Source organism: Blattabacterium cuenoti (genome assembly GCF_014252055.1).
Taxonomy (GTDB): Bacteria; Bacteroidota; Bacteroidia; order Flavobacteriales; family Blattabacteriaceae; genus Blattabacterium; species Blattabacterium cuenoti_D.
This window is the reverse complement of sequence record NZ_CP059208.1, coordinates 156,998-181,485: the sequence shown is the minus strand read 5'-3', so window position 1 is coordinate 181,485 and position 24,488 is coordinate 156,998. Positions and strand designations below refer to the sequence as shown.

Annotated in this window: 20 protein-coding genes; 7 read left to right on the top strand and 13 right to left on the bottom strand. The window is 25.1% G+C overall.

Going from position 1 to position 24,488, the window contains the following annotated elements:
• The first annotated feature begins 50 nt into the window (after positions 1–50).
• Genes H0H48_RS00855 through H0H48_RS00840 form a run of 4 tightly spaced genes read left to right on the top strand, consistent with a single transcriptional unit; the run spans position 51 to position 3,916 of the window.
• Positions 51–875 (top strand): 2,3,4,5-tetrahydropyridine-2,6-dicarboxylate N-succinyltransferase, encoded by an 825-nt coding sequence (locus H0H48_RS00855; RefSeq protein ID WP_185871356.1) that lies wholly within the window; start codon positions 51–53, stop codon positions 873–875.
• 21 nt (positions 876–896) lie between these two features.
• Positions 897–1,475 carry an L-threonylcarbamoyladenylate synthase gene (locus H0H48_RS00850; protein ID WP_185871234.1) on the top strand — a complete coding sequence of 193 codons (579 nt, stop codon included), beginning with the start codon at positions 897–899 and terminating at the stop codon, positions 1,473–1,475.
• A 4-nt stretch (positions 1,476–1,479) separates the two neighbouring features.
• Positions 1,480–2,901, top strand: a complete 1,422-nt coding sequence (locus H0H48_RS00845; protein WP_185871233.1) for a CCA tRNA nucleotidyltransferase — start codon at positions 1,480–1,482, stop codon at positions 2,899–2,901.
• Positions 2,902–2,908: 7 nt separating this feature from the next.
• Entirely contained in the window at positions 2,909–3,916 is a 1,008-nt protein-coding gene (locus H0H48_RS00840) for a DHH family phosphoesterase (protein ID WP_185871232.1), read from the top strand.
• Here the strand turns inward: H0H48_RS00840 and H0H48_RS00835 are convergent.
• Genes H0H48_RS00835 through H0H48_RS00825 form a run of 3 tightly spaced genes read right to left on the bottom strand, consistent with a single transcriptional unit; the run spans position 3,903 to position 6,394 of the window.
• The gene (locus H0H48_RS00835; protein WP_185871231.1) at positions 3,903–4,460 is read right to left on the bottom strand and encodes a thioredoxin family protein; all 558 of its coding nucleotides are present in this window, start codon (positions 4,458–4,460) and stop codon (positions 3,903–3,905) included. The genes H0H48_RS00840 and H0H48_RS00835 overlap by 14 nt on opposite strands.
• Before the next feature lie 7 nt (positions 4,461–4,467).
• Complete coding sequence (locus tag H0H48_RS00830) at positions 4,468–5,268, bottom strand: zinc ribbon domain-containing protein (RefSeq protein ID WP_185871230.1); 801 nt, start codon at positions 5,266–5,268, stop codon at positions 4,468–4,470.
• Between the two features lie 22 nt (positions 5,269–5,290).
• The gene (locus tag H0H48_RS00825; RefSeq protein WP_185871229.1) at positions 5,291–6,394 is read right to left on the bottom strand and encodes a Nif3-like dinuclear metal center hexameric protein; all 1,104 of its coding nucleotides are present in this window, start codon (positions 6,392–6,394) and stop codon (positions 5,291–5,293) included.
• Between the two features lie 87 nt (positions 6,395–6,481).
• Between H0H48_RS00825 and lipA the strand changes: the two genes are divergently transcribed.
• Positions 6,482–7,336, top strand: coding sequence for a lipoyl synthase (gene lipA / locus H0H48_RS00820; protein WP_185871228.1), 855 nt, complete (start codon positions 6,482–6,484; stop codon positions 7,334–7,336).
• A gap of 4 nt (positions 7,337–7,340) precedes the next feature.
• Here the strand turns inward: lipA and H0H48_RS00815 are convergent, their stop codons facing one another.
• Positions 7,341–9,926: a UvrD-helicase domain-containing protein gene (locus tag H0H48_RS00815; RefSeq protein ID WP_185871227.1), complete on the bottom strand. Its 2,586-nt coding sequence runs from the start codon at positions 9,924–9,926 to the stop codon at positions 7,341–7,343.
• Between the two features lie 193 nt (positions 9,927–10,119).
• Between H0H48_RS00815 and fbaA the strand changes: the two genes are divergently transcribed.
• Together fbaA and accD are read left to right on the top strand one after the other, a co-directional pair.
• Positions 10,120–11,190, top strand: coding sequence for a class II fructose-bisphosphate aldolase (gene fbaA, locus H0H48_RS00810; protein ID WP_185871226.1), 1,071 nt, complete (start codon positions 10,120–10,122; stop codon positions 11,188–11,190).
• A 16-nt stretch (positions 11,191–11,206) separates the two neighbouring features.
• Complete coding sequence (gene accD / locus H0H48_RS00805) at positions 11,207–12,046, top strand: acetyl-CoA carboxylase, carboxyltransferase subunit beta (protein ID WP_185871225.1); 840 nt, start codon at positions 11,207–11,209, stop codon at positions 12,044–12,046.
• An 8-nt stretch (positions 12,047–12,054) separates the two neighbouring features.
• Here accD and guaA read toward each other — a convergent pair whose 3' ends face one another.
• The 9 genes from guaA to H0H48_RS00760 are packed head-to-tail and all read right to left on the bottom strand — an operon-like array spanning position 12,055 to position 24,486.
• Entirely contained in the window at positions 12,055–13,599 is a 1,545-nt protein-coding gene (guaA, locus tag H0H48_RS00800) for a glutamine-hydrolyzing GMP synthase (RefSeq protein WP_185871224.1), read from the bottom strand.
• An 18-nt stretch (positions 13,600–13,617) separates the two neighbouring features.
• Positions 13,618–14,856, bottom strand: coding sequence for a phosphoribosylamine--glycine ligase (gene purD / locus H0H48_RS00795; protein ID WP_185871223.1), 1,239 nt, complete (start codon positions 14,854–14,856; stop codon positions 13,618–13,620).
• Positions 14,857–14,868: 12 nt separating this feature from the next.
• The gene (gene purH / locus H0H48_RS00790; RefSeq protein ID WP_185871222.1) at positions 14,869–16,389 is read right to left on the bottom strand and encodes a bifunctional phosphoribosylaminoimidazolecarboxamide formyltransferase/IMP cyclohydrolase; all 1,521 of its coding nucleotides are present in this window, start codon (positions 16,387–16,389) and stop codon (positions 14,869–14,871) included.
• 35 nt (positions 16,390–16,424) lie between these two features.
• Positions 16,425–16,997 carry a formyltransferase family protein gene (locus H0H48_RS00785; protein ID WP_185871221.1) on the bottom strand — a complete coding sequence of 191 codons (573 nt, stop codon included), beginning with the start codon at positions 16,995–16,997 and terminating at the stop codon, positions 16,425–16,427.
• Between the two features lie 9 nt (positions 16,998–17,006).
• Entirely contained in the window at positions 17,007–17,993 is a 987-nt protein-coding gene (gene purM, locus H0H48_RS00780; RefSeq protein WP_185871220.1) for a phosphoribosylformylglycinamidine cyclo-ligase, read from the bottom strand.
• A gap of 55 nt (positions 17,994–18,048) precedes the next feature.
• A complete protein-coding gene (purF, locus tag H0H48_RS00775; RefSeq protein ID WP_185871219.1) occupies positions 18,049–19,467 on the bottom strand; it encodes an amidophosphoribosyltransferase in 1,419 nt (472 codons plus the stop codon).
• 29 nt (positions 19,468–19,496) lie between these two features.
• Positions 19,497–20,237 carry a phosphoribosylaminoimidazolesuccinocarboxamide synthase gene (gene purC / locus H0H48_RS00770; RefSeq protein WP_185871218.1) on the bottom strand — a complete coding sequence of 247 codons (741 nt, stop codon included), beginning with the start codon at positions 20,235–20,237 and terminating at the stop codon, positions 19,497–19,499.
• Between the two features lie 3 nt (positions 20,238–20,240).
• Positions 20,241–20,744 carry a 5-(carboxyamino)imidazole ribonucleotide mutase gene (gene purE / locus H0H48_RS00765; RefSeq protein WP_317168615.1) on the bottom strand — a complete coding sequence of 168 codons (504 nt, stop codon included), beginning with the start codon at positions 20,742–20,744 and terminating at the stop codon, positions 20,241–20,243.
• Between the two features lie 19 nt (positions 20,745–20,763).
• A complete protein-coding gene (locus tag H0H48_RS00760; protein WP_185871217.1) occupies positions 20,764–24,486 on the bottom strand; it encodes a phosphoribosylformylglycinamidine synthase in 3,723 nt (1,240 codons plus the stop codon).
• Positions 24,487–24,488: the final 2 nt, after the last annotated feature.

Below are 24,488 nucleotides of genomic sequence, written 5' to 3'. Positions count from 1 at the left end.
TATTTTTATTTTTACTACTTTTGTTTTTAAATATATTATATTTTATGATAATGAGAGTAAATAGAATAAAATTGGAAATAGAAGAAGCTTGGAAGAAAAAAGATTTATGGTCTACTGAAAAAAATATAAAAAAATTAGTCAATGAAGTTATTGATCTTATAGAAAAAGGTTTAGTAAGGGTTACAAATTTTTCTAATGGAAAATGGGGAGTCAATGAATGGATAAAAAAATCTATTATTATGTTTTTTTCTGTTCAAAAAATGAATACAATAGAATTAGGTCCTTTAGAATTCTATGATAAAATACCTATAAAAAAAAATTTTAAAGAAAAAGGAATACGTGTAGTTCCTCCTGCTGTAGCAAGATATGGTTCTTATATATCTCCTGGTGTTATACTCATGCCTTCATACGTAAATATAGGAGCTTATATAGGAGAAAATACAATGATAGATACATGGGCGACAGTGGGTAGTTGTGCACAAGTTGGGAGTCGCGTTCATGTAAGTGGGGGAGTTGGATTAGGAGGAGTTTTAGAACCTATACAAAGTTATCCAGTAATTATAGAAGACGATGTTTTCATTGGTTCTAGATGTATTCTAGTAGAAGGTGTATTAATAGAAAAAGGAGCTGTGTTAGGAGCAAATGTTGTCTTAACTTCCTCTACTAAAATTTTTGATGTAACTAATGACCAACCTATTGAAAGTAAAGGAGTTATTCCTAAATATTCTGTTGTCATTCCGGGAACTTATCCTAAAAAATTCCCTTCTGGGATATATCATATTCCATGTGCTATGATTATAGGAAAGAGAAAAGAAAGTACAAATAAAAAAACTTCATTAAATGAGGCTTTAAGGACTCATGGTTTAGTAATTTAAAATTAAAACTTTTTATTTTTCATGTCTTTTTATGAAGAAATACAAATAAGTGCAGAAATATTAAAAAATGGAAAAATACTACTATATCCTACAGATACAATTTGGGGATTGGGATGTGATGCTTTTAATATTAATGCTATAAAAAAGATATATAAAATAAAAAATAGAAAAATATCTAAACCTATGATTCTTTTAGTGGAAAGCATTGATCGTTTATTTAATCTAGTAGGTAAAATATCTGATTTTAATATAAAAATGATTTCCGATAATATTAGATATAGAAAAAAGCCTATTACTATAATATATGATTATGTTAGTGAAAAAAGAATATCAAGTTTTTTTGGTAAAGATTCTTTAGCTGTTCGTTTAACAAACGATCCATTTTGTACACATTTAATTAAAAAATTAGATAGACCAATCATTTCTACTTCTGCTAATATTTCTGGATTTTCTACTCCTAAATATTTTCATGAAATAAGTTCTTGTATATTAAAAAATATAGATTATGCTGTAAATATTAGAAGAAATGAGAAATCTAATTATACTAGTTCTTCTATTATTAAAATTATTTCAAAAGAGATAAAAATATTACGTACGTAATAACATGAATTTGTCATCGGCTCTTCATAGTAAAATATTTCATATTGTTAACATTTGTTCTAATAAAATAAAACAAGAATCCTATGTTATAGGTGGTTATGTAAGAGATTTTTTGCTAGGTAAAAAAAATTCTAGAGATCTAGATATTTTAACTATAGGAGAAGGAATTAGATTAGCTAAAGAAGTTTCTAGATATATTATTCCTATTCCTAAAATTCAGGTATTTAAACGTTTTGGAACTGCTATGTTAGAATATAATAATCAAAAAATAGAGTTTGTTGGAGCAAGAAGAGAATCATATCATTTTTATAGTAGAAAACCTATTATAGAATTAGGATCCTTACAAGAGGATCAAAAAAGAAGAGATTTCACGATTAATTCTTTAGCTATTAGTTTAAATAATGATAATTATGGAGAATTAATAGATCCATTTGGGGGGATGTTAGACTTGAAAAAAAAAATATTAAGAACTACTTTAGATTCAGATATCACTTATTCTGATGATCCATTAAGAATGATGCGTGCTATACGATTTTCTACTGAACTTCAGTTCATGATAGAAAAGTCATCATTTAAATCTATTAAAAAAAATAAAAATAGAATTAATATTGTTTCTAAAGAAAGAATTATAGATGAATTTAATAAAATTCTATTATCTAAAAAACCTTCTATAGGCCTATCATTATTATATAAATCAGGATTATTATCCATAATATTACCAGAATTAACATCATTACAAGGAATAGAAGAACTAAATGGATACAAACATAAAGATAATTTTGACCATACTTTACAAGTTATAGATAATATAAGCAAAGAAAAAAGTAATTCTATTTGGTTGAGATGGGCTGCATTACTTCATGATATAGGAAAAAGTCATACAAAAAAATTTGTTCCAGAAATAGGATGGACATTTCATTCTCATGAATTTGTAGGATCGAAAATGATTCCAAACATTTTTCAACGATTAAAGCTTCCAAAAGGAATGATTATGAAATATGTCAAAAAAATGATTAAAAATAGTTATAGGCCTGTTGCTTTGATTAAAGATGAAACCAGTGATTCTGCTATTCGTAGATTATTATTTGATATGAGAGAAGATATAGAAGATCTAATAAAATTGTGTATAGCAGACATCACTACAAAAAATAAAGAAAAAAAAGATCGTTATAAAAGAAATATTTTTGTTCTAATGGATAGAATAAAGAAATTAGAAGAAAGAGATCGTATTAAAAATTGGAAATCTCCTATATCTGGAAATGATATTATGAATGTTTTTAATGTTCATCCGTGCAAAAAAATAGGAATTATAAAAAATTTTATTAAAGATTCCATTTTAGAAGGGAAAATTCCCAATGAATTTAATTCTGCATATCTTCTTATGTTAAAAAAAGGAGAAGAATTAGGATTTAAAAAAAAACAATGAATATAATATGTTATTTTCTAATATTAATGGAATAAATAAAAAAAAAATAGTACTATTACCACATGATCATCCAGATGGAGATGCTTTAGGCTCATCTTTAGCACTATTATTTTATTTAAGAAAACTTCAACATAATGTAGATTTAATATCTTCTACAGAATACTCAAAATCTTTTCAATGGCTACCAGGAATCAAAGATATTATCGTTTTCTCAGAAAAAAATAAATTTTTAATAAGAAAAAAAATTGAAAATTCCGATTATATATTTTTAATAGATTTTAACAATATTTCAAGAATAAAGAATTTAAGAAATTTTTTAGTTTCTTCAAGAGCTAAAAAAGTTCTTATCGATCATCATCCTCATCCATCTTATTTTGATTTTATGTTTTCAGATCCAAAAGTATCAGCTACTAGCATATTGGTATTCAGATTTATATCTAATATGAATAACTTGAATAAAATAGATAAAGAAATTGCTACATGTTTATATGTAGGGTTAATGACTGATACAGGTTTTTTTCGTTTTCCATCTATAACTTCAGAAACTCATTTTATTGCTGGTAAATTAATAGAAAAAGGTATTCATGTAAGTAATATATATAATCTATTACAAGAAAAATATAATGAAAATAGATTAAAATTATTATCTAAGGCTTTAAATAGACTAAGAGTTTTAAAAAAATATCATACTACATATACAAGTATAGATGCTTCGGATCTTAATATTCTTTCTTGTAAAAAAGAAGATACTGAAGGGGTTATTTATTATGGATTAGGTATTGAAAATATAATATTTTCTGTTTTCTTTTTTGAAGAAAAAATAAAAGAACCGATCAAAATTTCCTTTAGATCTAAAGGAAATTTTGATGTTAGTTTATTTGCTAGAAAACATTTTAAAGGTGGTGGACATAAAAATGCAGCAGGAGGAATATCAGAAAAAAGTCTATCAGAATCCATTAAATATTTTTTGAGTATAATTCCAGATTATTATAGTAGTCTTATTACTTCCATTTAATATTACACCCACTACTTACTTTTACAATAGGTATTTCTTTAAAAGAATCTCCATTTAGAATTCTTTTTAAAATATTACTTATATCTTTTCCTGTAACGGGAATTTTATTTCCAGGTCTAGAATCATCTAGTTGTCCATGATAATATAAGTCTCCTTTCCCAGAAAAAATAAAAAATTCTGGAGTACATTCTGCTTTATAATATTTTGCTACTTCTTGTGTTTCATCAAAAAAATAAGGAAAAACATAGCCTAATTTATCATATGTTTTTTTCATATTTTTTGGAGAATCTTCCGGATATTTTTCTACATTATTAGAATTAATAGCTAAAAATGAAACTCCTTTTAATAGATATTCTTTTGTTAAACGAACTAATTCATTGTTAATATGTTTTACGTATGGACAATGATTACAAATAAACATAATAACAGTTGCTTTATCGGAAAAAAATTCTTTCATAAATTTTTTTTTTCCTGAATAAATTTCTAATAACTTAAAATTTTTAAGTTTAATTTGCACTTTTTCAGAAGAAGAGTTACTTACCATAAGAGAATTAATTATTAATTTTATTTTTTTTAATGCAAAAAATAAGAGATTTTTTTTTTTCTTCTTCAGCTAATTCAGCATCTATTAATATTCTACCACTGTGTTCATCTATTAAAAGTTTATTTCTTTGGATAAGTTCAGAATATTTTTGAGGTGTTATTGCTAAATAAGAACCTAATGGAGCACCTCTTTGAACTGGAGCTATAGCTACTCCATTTTTAACTCTATTTCTTATTTTTTGATAAGTTTTTAATAAAACATTATCTATTTTTTTAGAAAACATCTTAGATTTTTCTAAAAGAATTTTTTCTTCTTTATCATTTTCCGATAAAATTTTATTTAATTCCTTTTTTTTGTGAAAAAGATGTTCCTCTTTATTTTTTAATATATTTTTACTATTATTTAATAAATCTTCTTTTTTTTGTATTTTTGCGTTGAATTCTTTTATTTTTTTCTTTGATAATTGTATTTCAAGTTTTTGGTAATCAATTTCTTTATTTAGAGAATATAGTTCTTTATTGTTTCTTACGCCATCTTTTTGTTTTTCATATTTTTTTATGATCAACTCTGATGATTTTATATCTTTATTTTGTTTATCTATATCTTTCTTTAAAGATGAAATTTCCTCATAAATATTTTCTAATTTTTTTTTAATTTCATGTAATTCTTTTTCTAAAGAATTTATTTCCATAGGAATATTACTACGAAATTTACATATTTCATCTATTCTAGAATCTATCAATTGAAGATTATATAATACTCTTAATTTATCTACTACAGATATAGTTTCTTCTATTTTATTTTCCATAACATAATAATATTCTGTTTTTTTAATAAAAATATTTAATTGGATTGGTACAAATTTTTGATTCATAAATTGAGATAGAAGTAAAAATTTTTTCTAAAAAAGATTTTAATAATTTCTTGTTAAATTTCTCAGACTCATAATGTTCTACATCTACAATCAATATTTTTTTTTCAGCCTTAAAAAAATCATGATATTTAAAATCAGAAGAGATAAAAGCATCAACTCCTTCTGTTATGGATTTTTCAATACCAAAACTTCCTGATCCTGTTATCATTGCAATTTTATTTATTTTCCTACCCACAAAATTAGAATGCCTAATACAAGAAAAATTCATTTTTCCTTTTAGGAAAAGAAGAAAATCATATTCGTTCATCTCTTCTTTAAGATCCCCTATAATTCCTATTCCTACATAATTATTTTCATTTTCTATATTATGAATTTCATAAGCTACTTCTTCATATGGGTGATTTTTAAAAAGAGTTTCTTTTATGATATTTAATTTATGAGAAGGAAAAAGAACATTAATACAAGTTTCTTTTTCCATATGAAATACTTTACTTTTACCAATAAAAGGTTTCGTTTTCTCATTTCCCATATAACTTCCGAATCCATCTATATTATAACTACAGTTACTATAATTAGAAATATTTCCTGCTCCTACTTGAAATAAAGAATTTCTTACTTTATCTGCATAATTACTTGGAACATATGTTATTAGTTTTTTTATAGTTCTATGTTTTGGAAACAAAACTTTTTTTCTTTTTATTTCTAATAATTTACATATATAGGAAAATGTCCCATTCCAAGAAATATCTAAATTTGTATGAATAACATATATAGATATGTCATTTTTTAATGCATAAATTATAACCTTTTCGGAGTAATTTTTTCCAGTAATATTTTTTAATGGTTGAAATATAATAGGATGAAATGATATTATAAGATTACATTTTTTATTTACGGATTCAAAAATAACTTCTTCAGTTAGGTCCAAAGTAATTAATATATTTTCTACTTTTTGATTAAAATTTCCTACAATTAGTCCTATGTTATCATAATGTTCTGCATATTCTGTAGGAGCTATTTTTTCTAATTCAGAAGTTATATCTTTTATTAATACTTCCATAATTTTGAAAATATACAATTATTTGCAAATTTATCGAAAAATAAATTGATATTTATCAAAATCAAAGATAAATAATTTAATAATTAGATGAATAATAGACAAAAAAAACCTAGTTGGATAAAGGTTAAATTACCAATGGGGGGAGAATATAATAAGTTACAAAGACTTGTTTCTACTCATAAATTAAATACAATTTGTCAAAGTGCAAGTTGCCCTAATATAGCTGAATGTTGGGGTAAAGGAGTAGCTACTTTTATGATACTAGGGAATATTTGTACAAGATCTTGTAAATTTTGTGGAGTAAAAACAGGACGTCCTGAAAAAATAGATTGGGAAGAACCCAAAAAAGTAGCAGAATCTATAAAAATTTTGAACGTCAAACATGCTGTATTAACTTCTGTTAACAGAGATGATTTAAAAGACATGGGGGTATCTCTATGGGTAGAAACTATAAATAAGATACGTTTTTTTAATCCACATGTAACGATAGAAACTTTAATACCTGATTTTAAAGGAGAAAAGAAAATAATAGAAAAAATAATAAATGTGAAACCAGAAGTAATTTCTCATAATTTGGAAACTGTTCCTAGATTAACAAAAAAAGTACGTGTTCAGGCTAAATATAATCGTAGTATAGAAGTATTACAGTATATAAAAAATAGAAACAACAATATTCGTACAAAAACAGGAATTATGTTAGGATTAGGTGAAACAAGAGAAGAGGTCATAAGAACCATGGAAGATATAAAAATGTCCAAGGTAGATATTTTAACAATAGGACAATACTTACAACCTTCTTTAAAACATTATCCAGTTCATTCTTTTATACATCCTGAACAATTTAAAAAATTTAGATATATAGGATTGAAAATGGGATTCAAATATGTAGAAAGCGGACCATTAGTTCGATCTTCTTATCATGCTGATAAACATGTAAAATAAAAAATTATTTTTCTTCGTTTCCAAATGAATATTTTTGTTTTTTTTCATTCCATATTTTCTTTTCATGAAGAAATCCTTTAATATAAGAAGAAACAGATTTAGTGTTGTCCATATCAGAAAATAAAATTAATTTTTCTATAGAACGAGTTGTAGATACATATAATAAATTTATATTATCAAATATTACTTCGGATAGGTTTTTTTCATAAAAACTATAGATTTTACTATCTTTATTTACATATTTTAAATATGATTTTATTTCTAAGTAAAAGTAACTTATTCCATGATATAAATGTGGATCTACTTTTATCCATCCCCCTTCTTTATTATTGGAATAAATTTTCCAGTCTGCAAAAGGAATAATTACAATAGGAAATTGTAATCCTTTAGATTTATGAATCGTCATTACATGAATGGCATTTGTGTTATCAGAAATTATAATACTTTCTTTATCTTTCTTTAATTCCCAATAATCCAAAAAATCAATAATGGAACCACCTTTATCTTTCATGAATCTATAAACAAAATCTAAAAAAGAGTAAATAGATGAAACATTATTTTTATTATTTAATAATTGAAATACATCTATAACACTTTCAGAAAGATCATATATTGATTTATTATTATACAATATATTATTTATTGAAAATGATTTTTTTGAATTTGAATATTTTAAATTTTCAATAATTTTTTTAATGAAAATATCTAACGGCATAAATACAACTTTCATGATAAAATCATGATCTATTCTTTCAATAAAAAATTTATTTTTTAATAAAATCCATATTAAAAATATTCTTTTTTTGTAATAAAAAGGATAAGAAATTATATAAAATAAATTTATAATGATTTGTATCTCTATATGATTTTTTATTAAAAGAGAGACTGATGTATTTATAAAAAAATTATCTTTAATAAGTTTTTCTGATAAAAAATTTCCTTCTTCATTATTTCTAACTAAAATAGCTATATCAGATAATAAATAATTGAGATTTACAAATTTTTCTATTTTTTTTTTTAGATTTGAATAAATGTATTCTTTATAATTGGAAACTTTTTTTTTACTAAAAAAATTTAATTCCACATATCCACCATATTTTTTATATATTTTTTGTTCAGATTTTTCATATATATTTTTATAAATAAAAGAATCAAAAAATTTTGATACATATTTATAAAACGAATTATTAAATTTAACAATTTCTTCTAAACTTCTATAGTTGATATCTATAGTCTTAGGTTTTGTATGATAATTTTTTGATTTATAATTGAATAAATTAATGAATTGATTAACATCTCCACCTCTCCATCTGTAGATAGATTGTTTAGGATCTCCTACAATCATAGCTGATCCATTTTCTGATAATGCATTTTCTACTAAAAATTTTATGTTTTGCCACTGTAAAAAAGAAGTATCTTGAAATTCATCTATGAAGTAGTATTTATATTGCATCCCCATCATTTCATATATTTTAGGAAATAAACCTTTTATAATTTTTTCATGAAGAATTTTATTTAATTCTGCGTTTAAGAGAATCTTTCTCTCCTTTTTTATAATGTATAATTCTTTTTCTATTTCATGTATTGTTGAAAAAATATTGATATCTTTCAATAAAAGTTTATCTATAATATAAGAAGATATATTTTTCTCATATATACTAATTGTTTTATAATATAAGGATTGTATTTTATTAATCTCTTTTATTTGTTTATTTTTTTCTCTAAAACCTTTAGAAAAAAAAATATTAGATTGCATATATTTTTCTAAACGTTTATTCAATGGATTAAAAAATATATTTCCAATTTTCATTTTTTGAAAAAATCTTGGCAAATCTAAGTGAATAAATGATTCTTTTTTAATAGAATTTTTTTTCAAAATATTAAAAAATGTATTTCCTTGCTTTTTACATTTATTTTCAAATCTTATAGTTCTTTTTATAAGTATTTTTTTTAATTTCATTAAATCATATAAAGAATAATCTTTAATTTTTTTTAAAGGAAAAAAACTATTTTCATCTATCATAATCTTAGTAAGTTTATATAACTCTTTGCTTAGATCCCAATTTTTCCCTTCTTTTAATTTATCTAAAGATGATTCTACTAAAATAGTAGACCACTTTTCTGAAGATTTTAATCTGTATAATAAATTTTTTACAATTTCAGATAAAAAATTGTTGGTATCCATTTCTAATTTTTTTTCGATAGAAAAAAAAGATCTGATAATGTTATAAGTAAATTTATCTATCGTACTTATAGTAAAAGAAGAAAAATCTTTTAATATTTCATCTAATATTTTTTTAGAACGATAATGTAACTGATCATTAGTTAATTTCAAATCTTTTGATAGAAAAAAAAATAAATAAGAATATTCTTTTTTAACCTTTTTTTTAGAAAATTCTTTAATACACTCAAGTATTCTATTTTTCATTTCTTCAGAAGCTTTATTTGTGAATGTTAAAGCTAAAATTTTTTTGAACTCATCAGAATTAGGACTTCTTAACAAAATATGAAGATAATTTTTTACTAAAAAAAAAGTTTTCCCTGATCCTGCTGAAGCGTTATATATTTTTAATGTAGCTGGGAATAACATTTGTAGATACTTTAAATAAAAATTTATGCATATTTTTGGAAATAATATTGTTGTAATTTAAACTGTAACAATTATTATTGTATATGAATAAAATACAAAATTTTAATTTTACATTGATTCTTTCGATGAAATGAAAAAATACTTTTTTTTTACATTTGTTCATCCTTAATATAAATTAAATATAATACAATACATGTCTAGAAAATTTCCTACTGGAGTAGCCACTGGTAATCTTGTTGAAGAGATATTTGAATATGCTAAAGAAAATGTTTTTGCTATACCTGCTGTAAATGTAATTGGATCTAACACAATAAATTCTGTTATGGAAACTGCAGCAGAGATTAACTCTCCTGTAATTATTCAATTATCTAATGGTGGTGCAGTTTTCAATGCAGGAAAATGGGTAAGTAATTATGAACAAGAAGCTGCAATAAAAGGATCGATAGCATGTGCTATGCATGTTCATGAATTAGCGTCAACATATAAAGCTACAGTTATTCTTCATACAGATCATTGTTCAAAACCATTTTTACCATGGATAGATGGATTAATTAAAGCTAACAAAGAATATTATCGTCGTTTTGGAAAAACATTATTCAGTTCTCATATGTTAGATTTATCTCAAGAACCTTTAAAAGAAAATATTAGTATTTGTGAAAAATATTTTGAAAAGATAAATAAATATAAAATGACTATTGAAGTAGAATTAGGAGTTACAGGAGGAGAAGAAGACGGTATTGATAATTCTGATATAGAAAATCACAAACTTTACACTCAACCGGAAGAAGTAGGATATGCTTATGATAAGTTGAGTAAAATAAGCAAAAATTTTATTATAGCAGCTTCCTTTGGGAATGTCCATGGAGTCTATAAACCAGGTAATGTCATTCTTCGTCCAGATATATTAAGAAAAACACAGGATTATGTACAAAAGAAATTCCATATTAAAAAAAATAAACCAGTTTCTTTAGTATTTCATGGAGGATCAGGGTCATCAAAAAGTGAAATACAAGAGTCAATTAGTTATGGAGTTGTCAAAATGAATGTAGATACTGATTTACAGTATGCTTTTACTTGTGGAGTAAGAAATTATATGAAAACATATAAAGAATATATAAAAAAACAAATAGGTAATCCAAAAGGGAAAAATCTACCTAATAAAAAATATTATGATCCAAGAATTTGGTTAAGAGAAGGAGAAAAATCATTCAAAATTCGTCTTATAAAATACTTTGAATACATGAATAATATTAATACTTTATAATAAAAAAAAATAAACCATGGCTTGGTTTTTAAGAAAAAAAAAGAAGATTTTAACATCTATAGATGATAGAAAAGATTTACCAAAAGGACTTTGGTATAGAACACCTAGTGGAAAAATTATAGATACAGAAGAACTAAAAAAAAACGCTTATGTTAGCCCAGAAGATGGATATCATGTAAGAATTCATAGTAAAGAATATTTCAAAATTCTTTTCGATAACGGTGAATTTTCAGAGAAAAATATAAAAATGATTAGTAAAGATCCTATACAATGGGAAGATTGTAAAAAATATAAAGATAGAGTTAAAGAAACAATAAAAAAAACAAACTTATACGATGCTATTAGAACAGGGGTAGGAAAAATAAAAGGAATAAATACGGTCATATCTTGTATGGATTTTTCATTTATAGGAGGATCTATGGGGTCAGTAGTAGGAGAAAAAATTCATAGAGCAATAAAATATTGTATAGAAAAAAAAATACCATACATTTTGATATCTAAATCTGGTGGAGCTAGAATCATGGAATCTTCTTTTTCACTGATGCAAATGGCTAAAACAATAGCCATTTTGACACAATTACGTGAATATCATATTCCCTATATATCTGTTCTTACAGATCCTACTACAGGTGGGGTTACAGCTTCTTATGCTTTGCTTGGAGATGTTAATATAGCTGAACCAGGTGCTTTAATAGGATTTGCAGGCCCTAGAGTTATTAGAGAAACAATTGGAAAAGACTTACCGGAAGGATTTCAAACTTCTGAATTCCTTATGGATCATGGATTTATAGATTTAATTTCTTCTAGAAAAGAATTGAAAAGAAACATTTATAATTTAATTTCTATGATGATGTAAAAAAAATATTATTCCCATTCTATCGTAGATGGAGGTTTAGAAGTAATGTCATATACCATACGATTTATTCCGTCTACTTCATTAATTATCCTATTTGAAATTTTTTCCAAAAAATTGTATGATAAATGTGGAACAGTAGCCGTCATAAAATCTTCTGTATTAGTTATCCGCAATACAGCTGTATATTCATATGTTCTTTTATCCCCCATTACTCCTACAGATTTAATAGGTAATAAAACTATAAATGCCTGGCTAACAGAATCGTAAATATTTTCTTTTATGAGTTCTTGCATAAGAATACTTTCAGCTTTTTTAAGAATAGAAATTTTATTTTCATTTATTTCTCCAATAATTCTAATGCCTAATCCAGGTCCAGGAAATGGATGTCTTTTCAAAATTTCTTTCGGTAATTCTAATTGTATTGCTATTTTTCTTACTTCATCCTTAAACAATTTTTTTAATGGTTCAATTAATTTTAATTTCATTAATTTTTTGGGAACCCCTCCTACATTATGATGAGATTTAATATAAAAACCATTCTTTGAAGATGACTCAATAACATCAGTATAAATAGTCCCTTGAGCTAAAAATTCAACATCTTTAATTTTTTCAGATTCTTCTTGAAAAATAGAAATAAATTCTTTTCCTATAATTTTTCTTTTTTTTTCTGGATCAGAAACTCCAGTCAATTTCGATAAAAATCTATTTCTTGCATCTATTATTTTAATAGGTAAATTTTCCTTTTTGCATAAGAATGTTATTCTATCTTTTTCTTTTTTTAAAAGAAGACCTGTATCTATAAAAATACAGTTTAGAGAATTTCCAATAGCTTTATAGATAATAATAGCCGTTACAAATGAATCTATCCCACCTGAAAATCCAAGAATTACCTTTTTTTTTAAAACACGTTTTTTTATATTATATACTGTTTTTTTTACAAAATCATGAATTTTCCAATTTTTTGGACATTTACATATATTAATAACAAAATTTTTTAAGATAGTTTCTCCAAATTCTGTATTCTTTACTTCTGGATGAAATTGAACAGCATAAATATCTTTTTTTTTATGAATTAATGCTGCGATAGCGCAATATTCCGTATGTCCTATGATTAAAAATTCTTTAGGAATTTTTGTAACTTCATCAAAATGACTCATCCAAACAATTGACTTTTTTTGTACTCCATGAAATATTTTGGAATGAAAATCTATTATTAGGTTAGATTTTCCATATTCTTTTATTTTAGATTTTTCAACTTTTCCTCCAAAAATATGACAAATAATCTGCATTCCATAACAAATTCCAAAAATTGGAATATCTAATTTAAAAAGATCTTTATTTATTATTAGAGGATTTTTAATATTTTTATCATAAACAGATAAAGGCCCTCCTGATAAAATAATTCCATTAGGTTTGTTTAATAAAATTCTAGATATAGAAATATCATAACAGGACTGCAAAACAGTATATATTCCCATTTCTCTAATTCTTCTTGCAATTAGATAACTATATTGAGAACCAAAATCTAATATAAGTATGAAATTTTTTTTCATTTTGAAAAATTTCTAAATTCAAAATCCAATATCATTTCGATAATAAATATTATCGAAATGAATTTTTTTTACTTTATCATAAGCTTTATTTCTTGCTTCTTCAATAGAATTTCCTGTTCCAACTACATTCAAAACACGTCCACTTGATGTTACCCATTTTTTATCTTTTTTATCAGCACCAGCAATATAAAATGGTTCTATTAAATTATTAAATCCTTTTATAACTTTTCCAAGTTCATATTTTCCTGGATATCCTTTAGAAGATAAAACGACACAACAAGAATATTTCTTTTTCCAAAGAATGGATACTTTTTCCTGTAGGAAGGATGAATGGATAATATGTAAAAAATTACTATCCATTAATGGAAATAATGATTGAGCTTCAGGATCTCCAATACGAGTATTATATTCTAATAAGAATATTTTATTAGAAAAAATAATCAATCCAAAATATATAAATCCGAAAAAAGTCAACTTTTCTGAAAGCAAACCTACTAAAGTAGGATTTAATATATTTTTTTTAAAATCGTTCCAAAGATCCTTTGTCATGTAAGGATTAGGAGCTATACTACCCATTCCTCCAGTATTCATTCCTGTTTCATTTTCTCCAATTTTCTTGTAATCTTTAGCGGATAAAAAAGGTATAATATGTTTTCCATTAAATATGGAGATGATAGAAACCTCTTTTCCTTTTAAAAAATCTTCTATAATCACCTTATTTCCAGAATTTCCAAATTTTTTTTCTATCATAATAGTTTTTAATGCTTTTTTTGCTTCATTTTTACTATGAGATAATAAAACCCCTTTTCCTGAAGCTAATCCATTAGCTTTTATTGCTAATGAAGTGTTATTTTTTTTTTCTATAAAATTTATTGCTTTTTCATAAGAAGAAAAAACTTTATATTCAGGTGTTCTAACTCCATATTTTTTCATAAAATATTTTGCAAAAATACGATCTACTTCAAGTTTAGCAGCTAAATAATGAGGACCTAATATTTTTAAACCAAAATTTTGAAAAATATCTACAACTCCATCCAATAGAAAAATTTCCGATCCTACAATTGTAAGATCTATTGCATTTTTCTTAGCAAAAAATCCTAACTCTAAAGTAGAATGAATGTGATCTATATTTCTTCCTATGATTTTTGTTCCACCATTCCCAGGGTAAAAATAAAGACTTATAGACATATTATCTTCTAGTAATTTTTTTCCAATAGCATGCTCACGTCCCCCACTTCCAATAATCAAAATTTTCATTATTATTCATTTTTAATGTTTAAAATGTCTTTTTCCTGTGAACGCCATAGCTATTCCATAATCATCACAAGCTTTAATTGATTCTTCATCACGTAAAGATCCCCCAGGTTGAAGAATAGCACGTATTCCTCCAGAACGAGCTGCTTCATCTACAACATCACGAAAAGGAAAAAAAGCATCAGATACAAGAACTAAATCTTCTTTACTTTTTTCTAATGCTCTATCTATAGCTTGCCGTGCAGCCCATATTCTATTAGTTTGCCCCCCTGAAATTCCTAAAGTTTGTATTCCTTTTGCTACAACAATAGCATTTGATTTAACATATTTTACCACTTTTTGAGCAAAAAATAAAGATCTTATTTCTTTATCTAAGAATTTTTTCTTGGTTACTATTTTATAATCTTCATTATTATTTATATCTGGATCTTGTACTAAAATACCTCCATCTATTTGAATATATTCTAATTGATTTGATATTGGTTCATTGATGCTAATTATTCTAATATTTTTCTTTAATTTAAGTACTCTTAATACGTCTTCTTCATATTTTCCTGGAGCTAGAAGAACCTCTAAGAAAATATGATTAATTTCTTTTGCTAATTCTTTTGTAATTGAAGTATTAAAAGCCATTATTCCTCCAAAAGAAGAAATAGAGTCTGCATAATAAGTTTTTTGAAATGCTTCAACCACATTTTTACCTAATGCTACTCCACATGGAGTAGAATGTTTTACAGTACAACAAGCAGGTTCAGAAAACTGAGACACTACTTTCCAAGCAACATCCATATCTTTTATATTATTAAATGAAAGTTTTTTTCCATGTAATTGACTAAAATTTCGCATTGCACCCCGATGAATATTACTTACATAATAAGCAGCTTCTTGATGAGGGTTTTCACCATAACGGAGATTTATTCTTCTTTTATAAGAATAGTGTAAATAAACTGGAAATTTATCATTTAAAAGATATTGAGAAATAGCAGAATCATAAGCTGCAGTAAAATTAAATACTTTTCCAGCTAATTTTTTTCTTAAACTTAATGATGTTGTTCCATAATGGCAAATTTCTTTTTGTACTGAACTGTAGTCGTCATTGTCTGTTATAGCGGTAACATGTAAAAAATTTTTAGCAGCTGCACGAAGTAAGGATGGACCTCCTATATCAATAAATTCAATAATTGAATTGAAATCAATAGATTCATTTTTTTTTTCAAAAAATGGGTAAAAACTAATTACTACTATATCGATAAGAAAAATTTTTTTAGATTGAATAGATTTAATATGTTTTTCAATAGAACGATTAGCTAAAATACCTCCGAAAATATTCGGATGAATAGTTTTCAGTCGTCCATCTAATATTTCAGGAAAACAAGTAACATCAGAAACTTTTATTATATTGGATATCCCATTTTTTTTTAAATATTGGTAAGTACCATCGGTAGATATTATTTGATATCCTTTTTTCTCTAAAAAATAGGAAAAATCAAGTAATTTTTCGTTTTTATTATAAACACTGATTAAAGCTCTTTTCATAACACATAGAATACAACTAACTCAATAATATTATTTTATTTATTCAAAATACTAATAATTGACTTTATTAGTATTTCTTTTTCTAGAATAGATATTTTTTTCGATAAAGAAATAGGAGTTTCTCCCAAAGAAATTGAACATGATTTTTTCAAAATTATACTTCCTAAATCTACGTTTTTTGTTACGTAATGAACTGTTGCTCCAGATATTTTTTCTTTATTATTAATAACTTTTTGATGTACTTTCATTCCATACATTCCTTTACCTCCATATTTAGGTAAAAGAGAAGGATGAATATTTATAATTTTTCCATTCCATTTTTCACAAAATTCTTTATTAAGAATAAAAAGAAATCCAGAAAGAACTATCAAATTTGGAGGATCTTTCATAAGTAAATGATTTATTTCTTCAGAAAGAAATTTTCTTTTAATTCTTTCTAAAGAAAAAGCTTTCATATTTTTTTCTAATGCGTATTTAATAGCAGGACACCAACGATCAGAAATGACTATATTTATTTTTATATTAGTAAGTACCCCATTATTTATAGCTAATAATATATGTTTCATATTTGTCCCCTTTCCAGAAACTAAAATAGAAATTTTTTTCATGAAAAATTTCTATTTTAATAATACTTTTTTATCTCCTACAACAATATTCCCAAATATAAAAGGATTTTCTCCTAACATTCGTAATCTATGTAGAATAGAATTTTTTTGATAAAGGGGAATCACTAATACCATACCTACTCCCATATTAAAAGTATTCCACATTTCTTTATCCAGTAAATTTCCTTTTTTTTGAATATAGTTAAAAATAGGTTGAATAGGTATTTTGTCTTTCATTATTATAGAAGATAAATTATTTGGAAGAATTCTATAAATATTCTCTAATATTCCTCCTCCTGTAATATGAGCTATACCATGTATATTAAATTCTTTGAATAAAGTATGAATAGAAGAATAGTATATTTTTGTAGGTTTTAAAAGAGTTTCAAAAAAAGGCTTTTTTTGAAAATCAACCATCAAATCATCTTTAGAAAAGATCTTTCTGATTAAAGTAAATCCATTACTATGGATTCCTGAAGAAGGAAGTCCTACTAGAATATCTCCTTTTAGAATGGATTTTTTTCCATCTATAATTTTATTTCTTTCTACAATTCCTACACAAAACCCTGCAACATCATAATCATTTTCTTTGTATATTCCAGGCATTTCCGCAGTTTCTCCTCCAATAAGACATGTATTTGTACTTTTGCAAGATAAAGCTATACCATGTATTATTTTATTTATAATAGAATTATCAAGTTTTCCACAAGCTAAATAATCTAGAAAAAATAAAGGAGTTGCTCCATGACATAAAACATCATTTATACACATAGCAAAACAATCTATTCCAATTAGATCATATTTTTTATGATCTAAAGCTAAACGTAATTTTGTACCAACTCCATCTACTCCAGAAATTAAAATAGGATCTTCATATCCTAATCTAGATATTTTATAGAATCCAGAAAAATGATCCAAAGTACTAAGAACTCTATTATTATAAGTTTTTTTCAAGATTTTGCTAATTGTATCTATTTTCTTCCTATTACTTTCTTTCATATATAGTAGTTAGTTATTGTTATTCCCCATATATTATTATATACAGTCATTTTTTTTATTTATTATACACAGGATAATATCCAGTAAAACATCCAAAACAATAATTATATCCTCCTAGGATTTCTATTAAATTTTCCATGCTTAAAAATTCTAAGCTATCTACATCTAAGATTTTTTGTATATTTTTTTTCATATGATTATATGAAATAAGATCTTTTCTACTTGGAGTATCCACCCCTAAATGACATGGAGCTATAATAGGCGGAGAAGCACTTCTGAAATGAATTTTTTTTGCTCCTGCTTTTCTCAAAATATATACTAGTCTACGACTGGTCGTTCCACGAACGATAGAATCATCTATAATAACTACATGTTTTCCTTTTATCTCATGTAATATTGGGTTAAGTTTTAAATTAACCATTTTTTCTCGCATTTCTTGTTTTGGAAGAATAAAAGATCTTCCGATATATTTATTCTTTACTAATATTGGTTTGAATGGAATTCCAGATACTTTAGAATATCCAATGGAAGCTGGAACTCCAGAATCTGGGACTCCAATTACTACATCTGCTTTGACTGGATGTTGTTCATAAAGTTTTTCTCCACATTTTTCTCTAATTTCATAAACATTCATATTTTCAATCAATGAATCTGGACGAGAAAAGTAAATATATTCGAAAGAACATATTCTTTTATTTAAATATTCTTTTTTTCTTATTATAGAAAATTTAATTGATCTTTCATATGCTATTATAATTTCTCCTGGAAATAAATCTCTTATGTAAAATCCTCCAACAGAATCTATTCCACAAGTTTCTGAACTAAATATATAACTTTTATCATCAAGCATTCCATAACATAGAGGTCTTATTCCATTTGGATCTCGAAAAGCTGCAATTTTATTATCCATAAGTACTATAACTGAATAAGCTCCTTTAATATTTAAGGATGTTTTTTTTATAGATTTTTCTAAGTCACCATCATATTTCAACAAATATTTTTGAATTAAACGTAATATTACTTCTGAATCTGAGTATTCAGATATAAAATTTATTCCTTCAGATTCCAATTTTTTTCTAATAGATTTTGCATTAACTACATTTCCATTATGTACTATAGATATAGTACTTTTTCCATAAGAATCTTTTCCGAAAAAAGGTTGAATATTTTTTTTACTTTGTCCTCCTTCTGTAGAATAACGCGTATGTCCAATTACCGCATTACCTTGATAACATTTGGAATTATAAATTTTTCTAAAACAATCTAAAACAAGACCTTCGCTCTTATGAGATAAAATAAATCCATCTCGAAGAACAGAAAATCCACAAGCTTCCTGTCCGCGGTGTTGTAATGCAAAAAGTCCAAATTGAATCAAAGAAAAGGTATCGATTTTTTCAGGAGAATAAACTCCGAAAATACCGCATTCATCATGAAATTTATCATCATCCTTATGAAGGAATAATTGAGATATCATCTTATATCTATAAAATCAATATCATTACATTAGTTAGATGAACTTATATTTAATCTTTTTAATACTTCCATATAAACATCAATGATTTTTTCTTCCTTAACCCCCATTCTAAATTGATCTTTATCTAGTTTTTTCATAGTTTTTTTATCCCATAATCTACAAGTATCAGGACTGATTTCATCAGAAAGCAAAATTTGATTTTTTTTATCTTTTCCAAATTCCATTTTAAAATCTACTAATATAATGTTTTTATCAAATAAATACTTTTTAAGAATATTATTTACATTTGATATAATTTTATAAATACCACTTAATTCTTTATAAGAAATTATCTGTAAAAATACAGCATGATGATCATTAATTAACGGATCCTTCAAATTATCATTTTTGTAAAAAATTTCAAATATTGGATTTGAAATACGCATTCCTTCCTTCATTCCCAAACGTTTAGAAATACTTCCTGAAACTATATTACGAACAACAAATTCTAAAGGATAGATGTTTACTTTATGACATAATTGTTCTCTATTATTGATCTTCCGTATAAAATGGGTTTTTATTCCAGAATTATTTAATAAATTAAATATAAATATAGTAATTTCATTATTTAAAATTCCTTTATCAGGAATAATATTTCTTTTTAATCCATCTAAGGATGTTATATCATCTTTGTAATGAATAATTACTTCAAATGGATTCTCAGAAAGATAAACTTTTTTTGTTTTTCCTTCTAAAAGAAGATTTTTTTTAATTGTTTTTTTTAAACTCATAAATCATAAATGTTGCTCTATCTCAGATAGTAATCTTTCTTTTTTTTCCATTCGGAATTCTACTAATAATTTTTTTATATTCTCATATTTCATAGCTAAAATATGAACAGCTAATAAAGCTGCATTGTATGAATTATTTATGCCTACTGTAGCAACAGGAACATCTTTTGGCATTTGTATTATAGAAAAAAGAGCATCCAATCCACCTAATGATCCTTCTCCATTTTTATTTTTACAATTATGAAAAGGAATTCCTATAACAGGAATAATTGTTTTTGATGCAATTATTCCAGGTAAATGAGCAGATAATCCAGCTCCTGATATTATTATATCTATTCCTTTCGATTCTACTTTTTTTATAGTATTTGATAATATATCTGGTAATCTATGAGCAGATATAATATAAGATTTATAACCTATGTTAAATTTATTTAAAATATCTACTCCTTTTTTCATGATTGGTTTATCAGAACTACTTCCTAGAAAAATGGCTATTTTTATGTTCATTTTATTTATAAATTTTTTTTTATAAAAAATATTCTACCGCATTTTTAAAAATGGATTCTTCATGATAAATGTTAGGAATATTTTTTAATAATCCATTATTACAACGTTCTGGGTGTGTCATTCTTCCATAGATTTTTCCATCTTCACTTAATAATCCTTCAATAGATCTAATAGACCCATTGGGGTTATAAGATCTTTCTAAACTAGGATTGCCTTGTAAATCTACATATTGCGATGCTACCTGACTTTTTTTAAATAGAGAATTCGTTATTTCTTTACTAGCGTAAAATCTACCTTCTCCATGAGAAATAGGAAAGGTGTATACTTTATTTTTCATGCCATTTAACCATGGAGAATTGTCTGAAATTATCTTAATATGTACACATTGTGATATATGCTTTTCTATTTTATTATAGGTTAACGTAGGAGATTTATGATTTCTTAAACTTACTTTTCCATAAGGTAACAATCCAGATTTTATCAATCCTTGAAACCCATTACATATACCTAATATTAATCCATCTCTTTCAAGAAAATCTATGATAGCATCTTTAATAAGTTTATTCTGTAATACAGTTGCGATAAATTTTCCAGCTCCATCTGGTTCATCTCCAGCACTAAATCCTCCACAAAGCATAAATATTTGTGTAGATTCTATGTATTTTTTAATATAAAGGATAGATTCTGTTACATCTTGATCATTTATATTTTTGAAAACAAAACTATCTACTACAGCTCCTTCTTTTTTGAAGGCTCTAATAGATTCAAACTCGTTATTTGTTCCTGGAAATATTGGAATAAAAACATGTGGAGTTCCTTTTTTTTTGTACTTATATTTATTTTTATTATATGATGAAATAGGTATATGTTTTTTATCTAATAATTTTTTTTCTAAAAAATTATTAGAATCGAAATTTTGTTTTTCTTCATTTTCATTATAGGAGTAAATTGGTTCTAAAGTTTTTGACCAACTTTCGATTGCTTTATCGATTTTAATCTGTATTTCATTAAAAAATAAATATTTATCAGAGACCACTTCTCCTATTAGAATAAAATTATCTGAAGAAATATTAGAATTAGTTTCTATAATTAAAGATCCTATATGAGTTTCAAACAAATTTTTTTTACAATTTATAATTGCTCCTAAACGATTTCCAAATGCCATTTTTGCAATAGCAATAGAAATACCTCCATCTTTTATCGTTTTTATAGAAACAATAGTTTTAGAACAGATTCCTTTGTAAATCTGATCATAAGCATTTTTTATAGAATTAAAATCAGGCATTTCATTTTCTAACAGCTTGTGATCATATAAATATATTTTATTTCCTACTTTTTTTAATTCAGGAGAAATTACATTAAAATATGAACCTTTAGCTACCCCAAAGGCTATAAATGTAGGAGGAACATGTATATTTTTATACGTTCCTGACATTGAATCTTTTCCTCCTATAGAAGCCAATTCCAAATTCATTTGTGCATGATAAGCTCCCAATAAAGCAGAAAAAGGTTCCCCCCAATTTTCTGGATTATTCCCCAATTTCTGATAATATTCTTGAAAACTAAAATAGATATTCTTATAATATCCTCCCATAGAAACAATTTTAGAAATACATTCCACTATTGCATACATGCCTCCATGAAATGGACTCCAAATAGAAATTTCAGGATGAAAACCCCAAGCAGCAAAACTAACTGTATTAGTTATTTTTTCATCATGAACGGGAATTTTATGAACGCTCCCTTCAGATGGGGTCATTTGATATTTTCCTCCGAAAGGCATTAAAACAGTAGTTCCACCTACAGTACTATCAAACATTTCTACAAGACTTTTTTGAGAAGCTATATTTAATTCAGAAATGGTTTTTATAAATTTTTTTTCACTAAATTTTATTTTTTTTTTGAAAGGAGAAATTGAAACTGGAGAAACTACTTTAACGTCCTGTTTTTTTCTAACTCCTCCTGTATTCAAAAAATAACTATCCAAATTAAGAATTTTATGATCTTTATAAGAAAATATAATTCTTTTATTATCAGTTATTTTAGCTATATATACAGCTATAATATTTTCTTCATTAGCTAAACAAATAAATTTTTTGACATTTTTAGAATCTAATACTACAGCTATACGTTCTTGTGATTCGGAAAGAGCAATATCTATAGCCTCCATCTCTGTATCTGTTATTTTTTTTTTAATAGGAATTTTATCTAAATAAAGTTCTATACTATTACTTAGTTCACCTATAGCTACTGCAGCGCCTCCTGCACCAAAATCATTACACTTTTTTATCAATGAAATAACCTCTTTTCTTCTAAAAAATCTTTGTATTTTACGTTCTATTAATGGGTTTCCTTTTTCTACTATATTTTTTTTCGAATTATCATAAAATTCTTTAGATGAATCTGTAGCTCCACCTATTCCCTCCTTTCCTGTTAACCCTCCAATTAATAAAACTGCATCTCCTTTCTCTGGTTTTTCTTGTTTTACAAAATTAATAGGAACTGCTCCAATAACCATTCCTACTTCCATTCTTTTTGCTACATATCTATCATGATAAATTTCATGAACATGAGAAGTAGCTAATCCTATCTTATTTCCATAAGAACTATAACCCATAGCTGATTCTAAACAAATTTTATGTTGAGATAATTTTTCATTAATAATTTTTTGTTTTATAGGATTTCCTGCTCCACTTAACCTTATTCCTTGATAAACATACCCCCTTCCAGATAAAGGATCACGAATAGCCCCTCCTATACATGTAGAAGCACCTCCAAATGGATCTATTTCAGTTGGGTGATTATGAGTTTCATTTTTAAACAAAAGATACCATTTTTCTTTTTCAATTTTATCTTTTTTTATAATGTCTACATCTATCTTAATGAGACAAGAATTATGTTCATTAGATAAAACAAAATTTTTTAATTTTCCTTTCCGATAAAGAATATTATAAGGCATATTAGATAAATCCATAAAATTTATGGGTTTTTTGGAAAAACCTATTTTTTCTCTATCCTTTAAATATTTTATAAATATATCTTGATATAATTTTTTAAATTTTCCATCAAATGTAATTTTAGAAAGTGTTGTAAAAAAGGTTGTATGACGACAATGATCAGACCAGTAAGCATCTAAAATACGTATTTCTTCTTTTGTTGGATTTCTATTTTCTTTTATGAAATTTTTCTGTATGAAAATTAAATTTTCAATTCCCATAGAAAGACTCCATAATTTATGAAACTTTTTAAGTTTTTCATAAGAAAAATTAATAAATTGATCTATCCTTAGATCAGAATCATCTTTTATTTCAATTTTTTTGTTACAGTTATCAAATTTTTGATATTGATAATACCTTTTAATTTTATTAAAATCCTTTCTATTATTTTTCTTATCTACTCCAATCAGCTCTATTAACTGACCTGTTTTTATAATAGGATTTAATTTAGGATACAAAATTTTCATGCATAGTATAGCAGCTTCTGCTCTATCATCAAAATTATCTATGTAAAAATGTGGGTTTTTAATTCTTATCTTATCATAAAAAAATATATCTGTAACAGGATCTACGAAAATTTTTAACAAACTATCTAAAAAAATATTTTTATCTATATTAAAAATATCATATATATGATAAATAATAATTTCATTTAGTGAAATATTCATTCTTTTTATCTCCCGAAACATTTTTATAGAATCAACATTGAAAGAATTTTTTTTCTGTATATAAATTCTAAAACTCATGG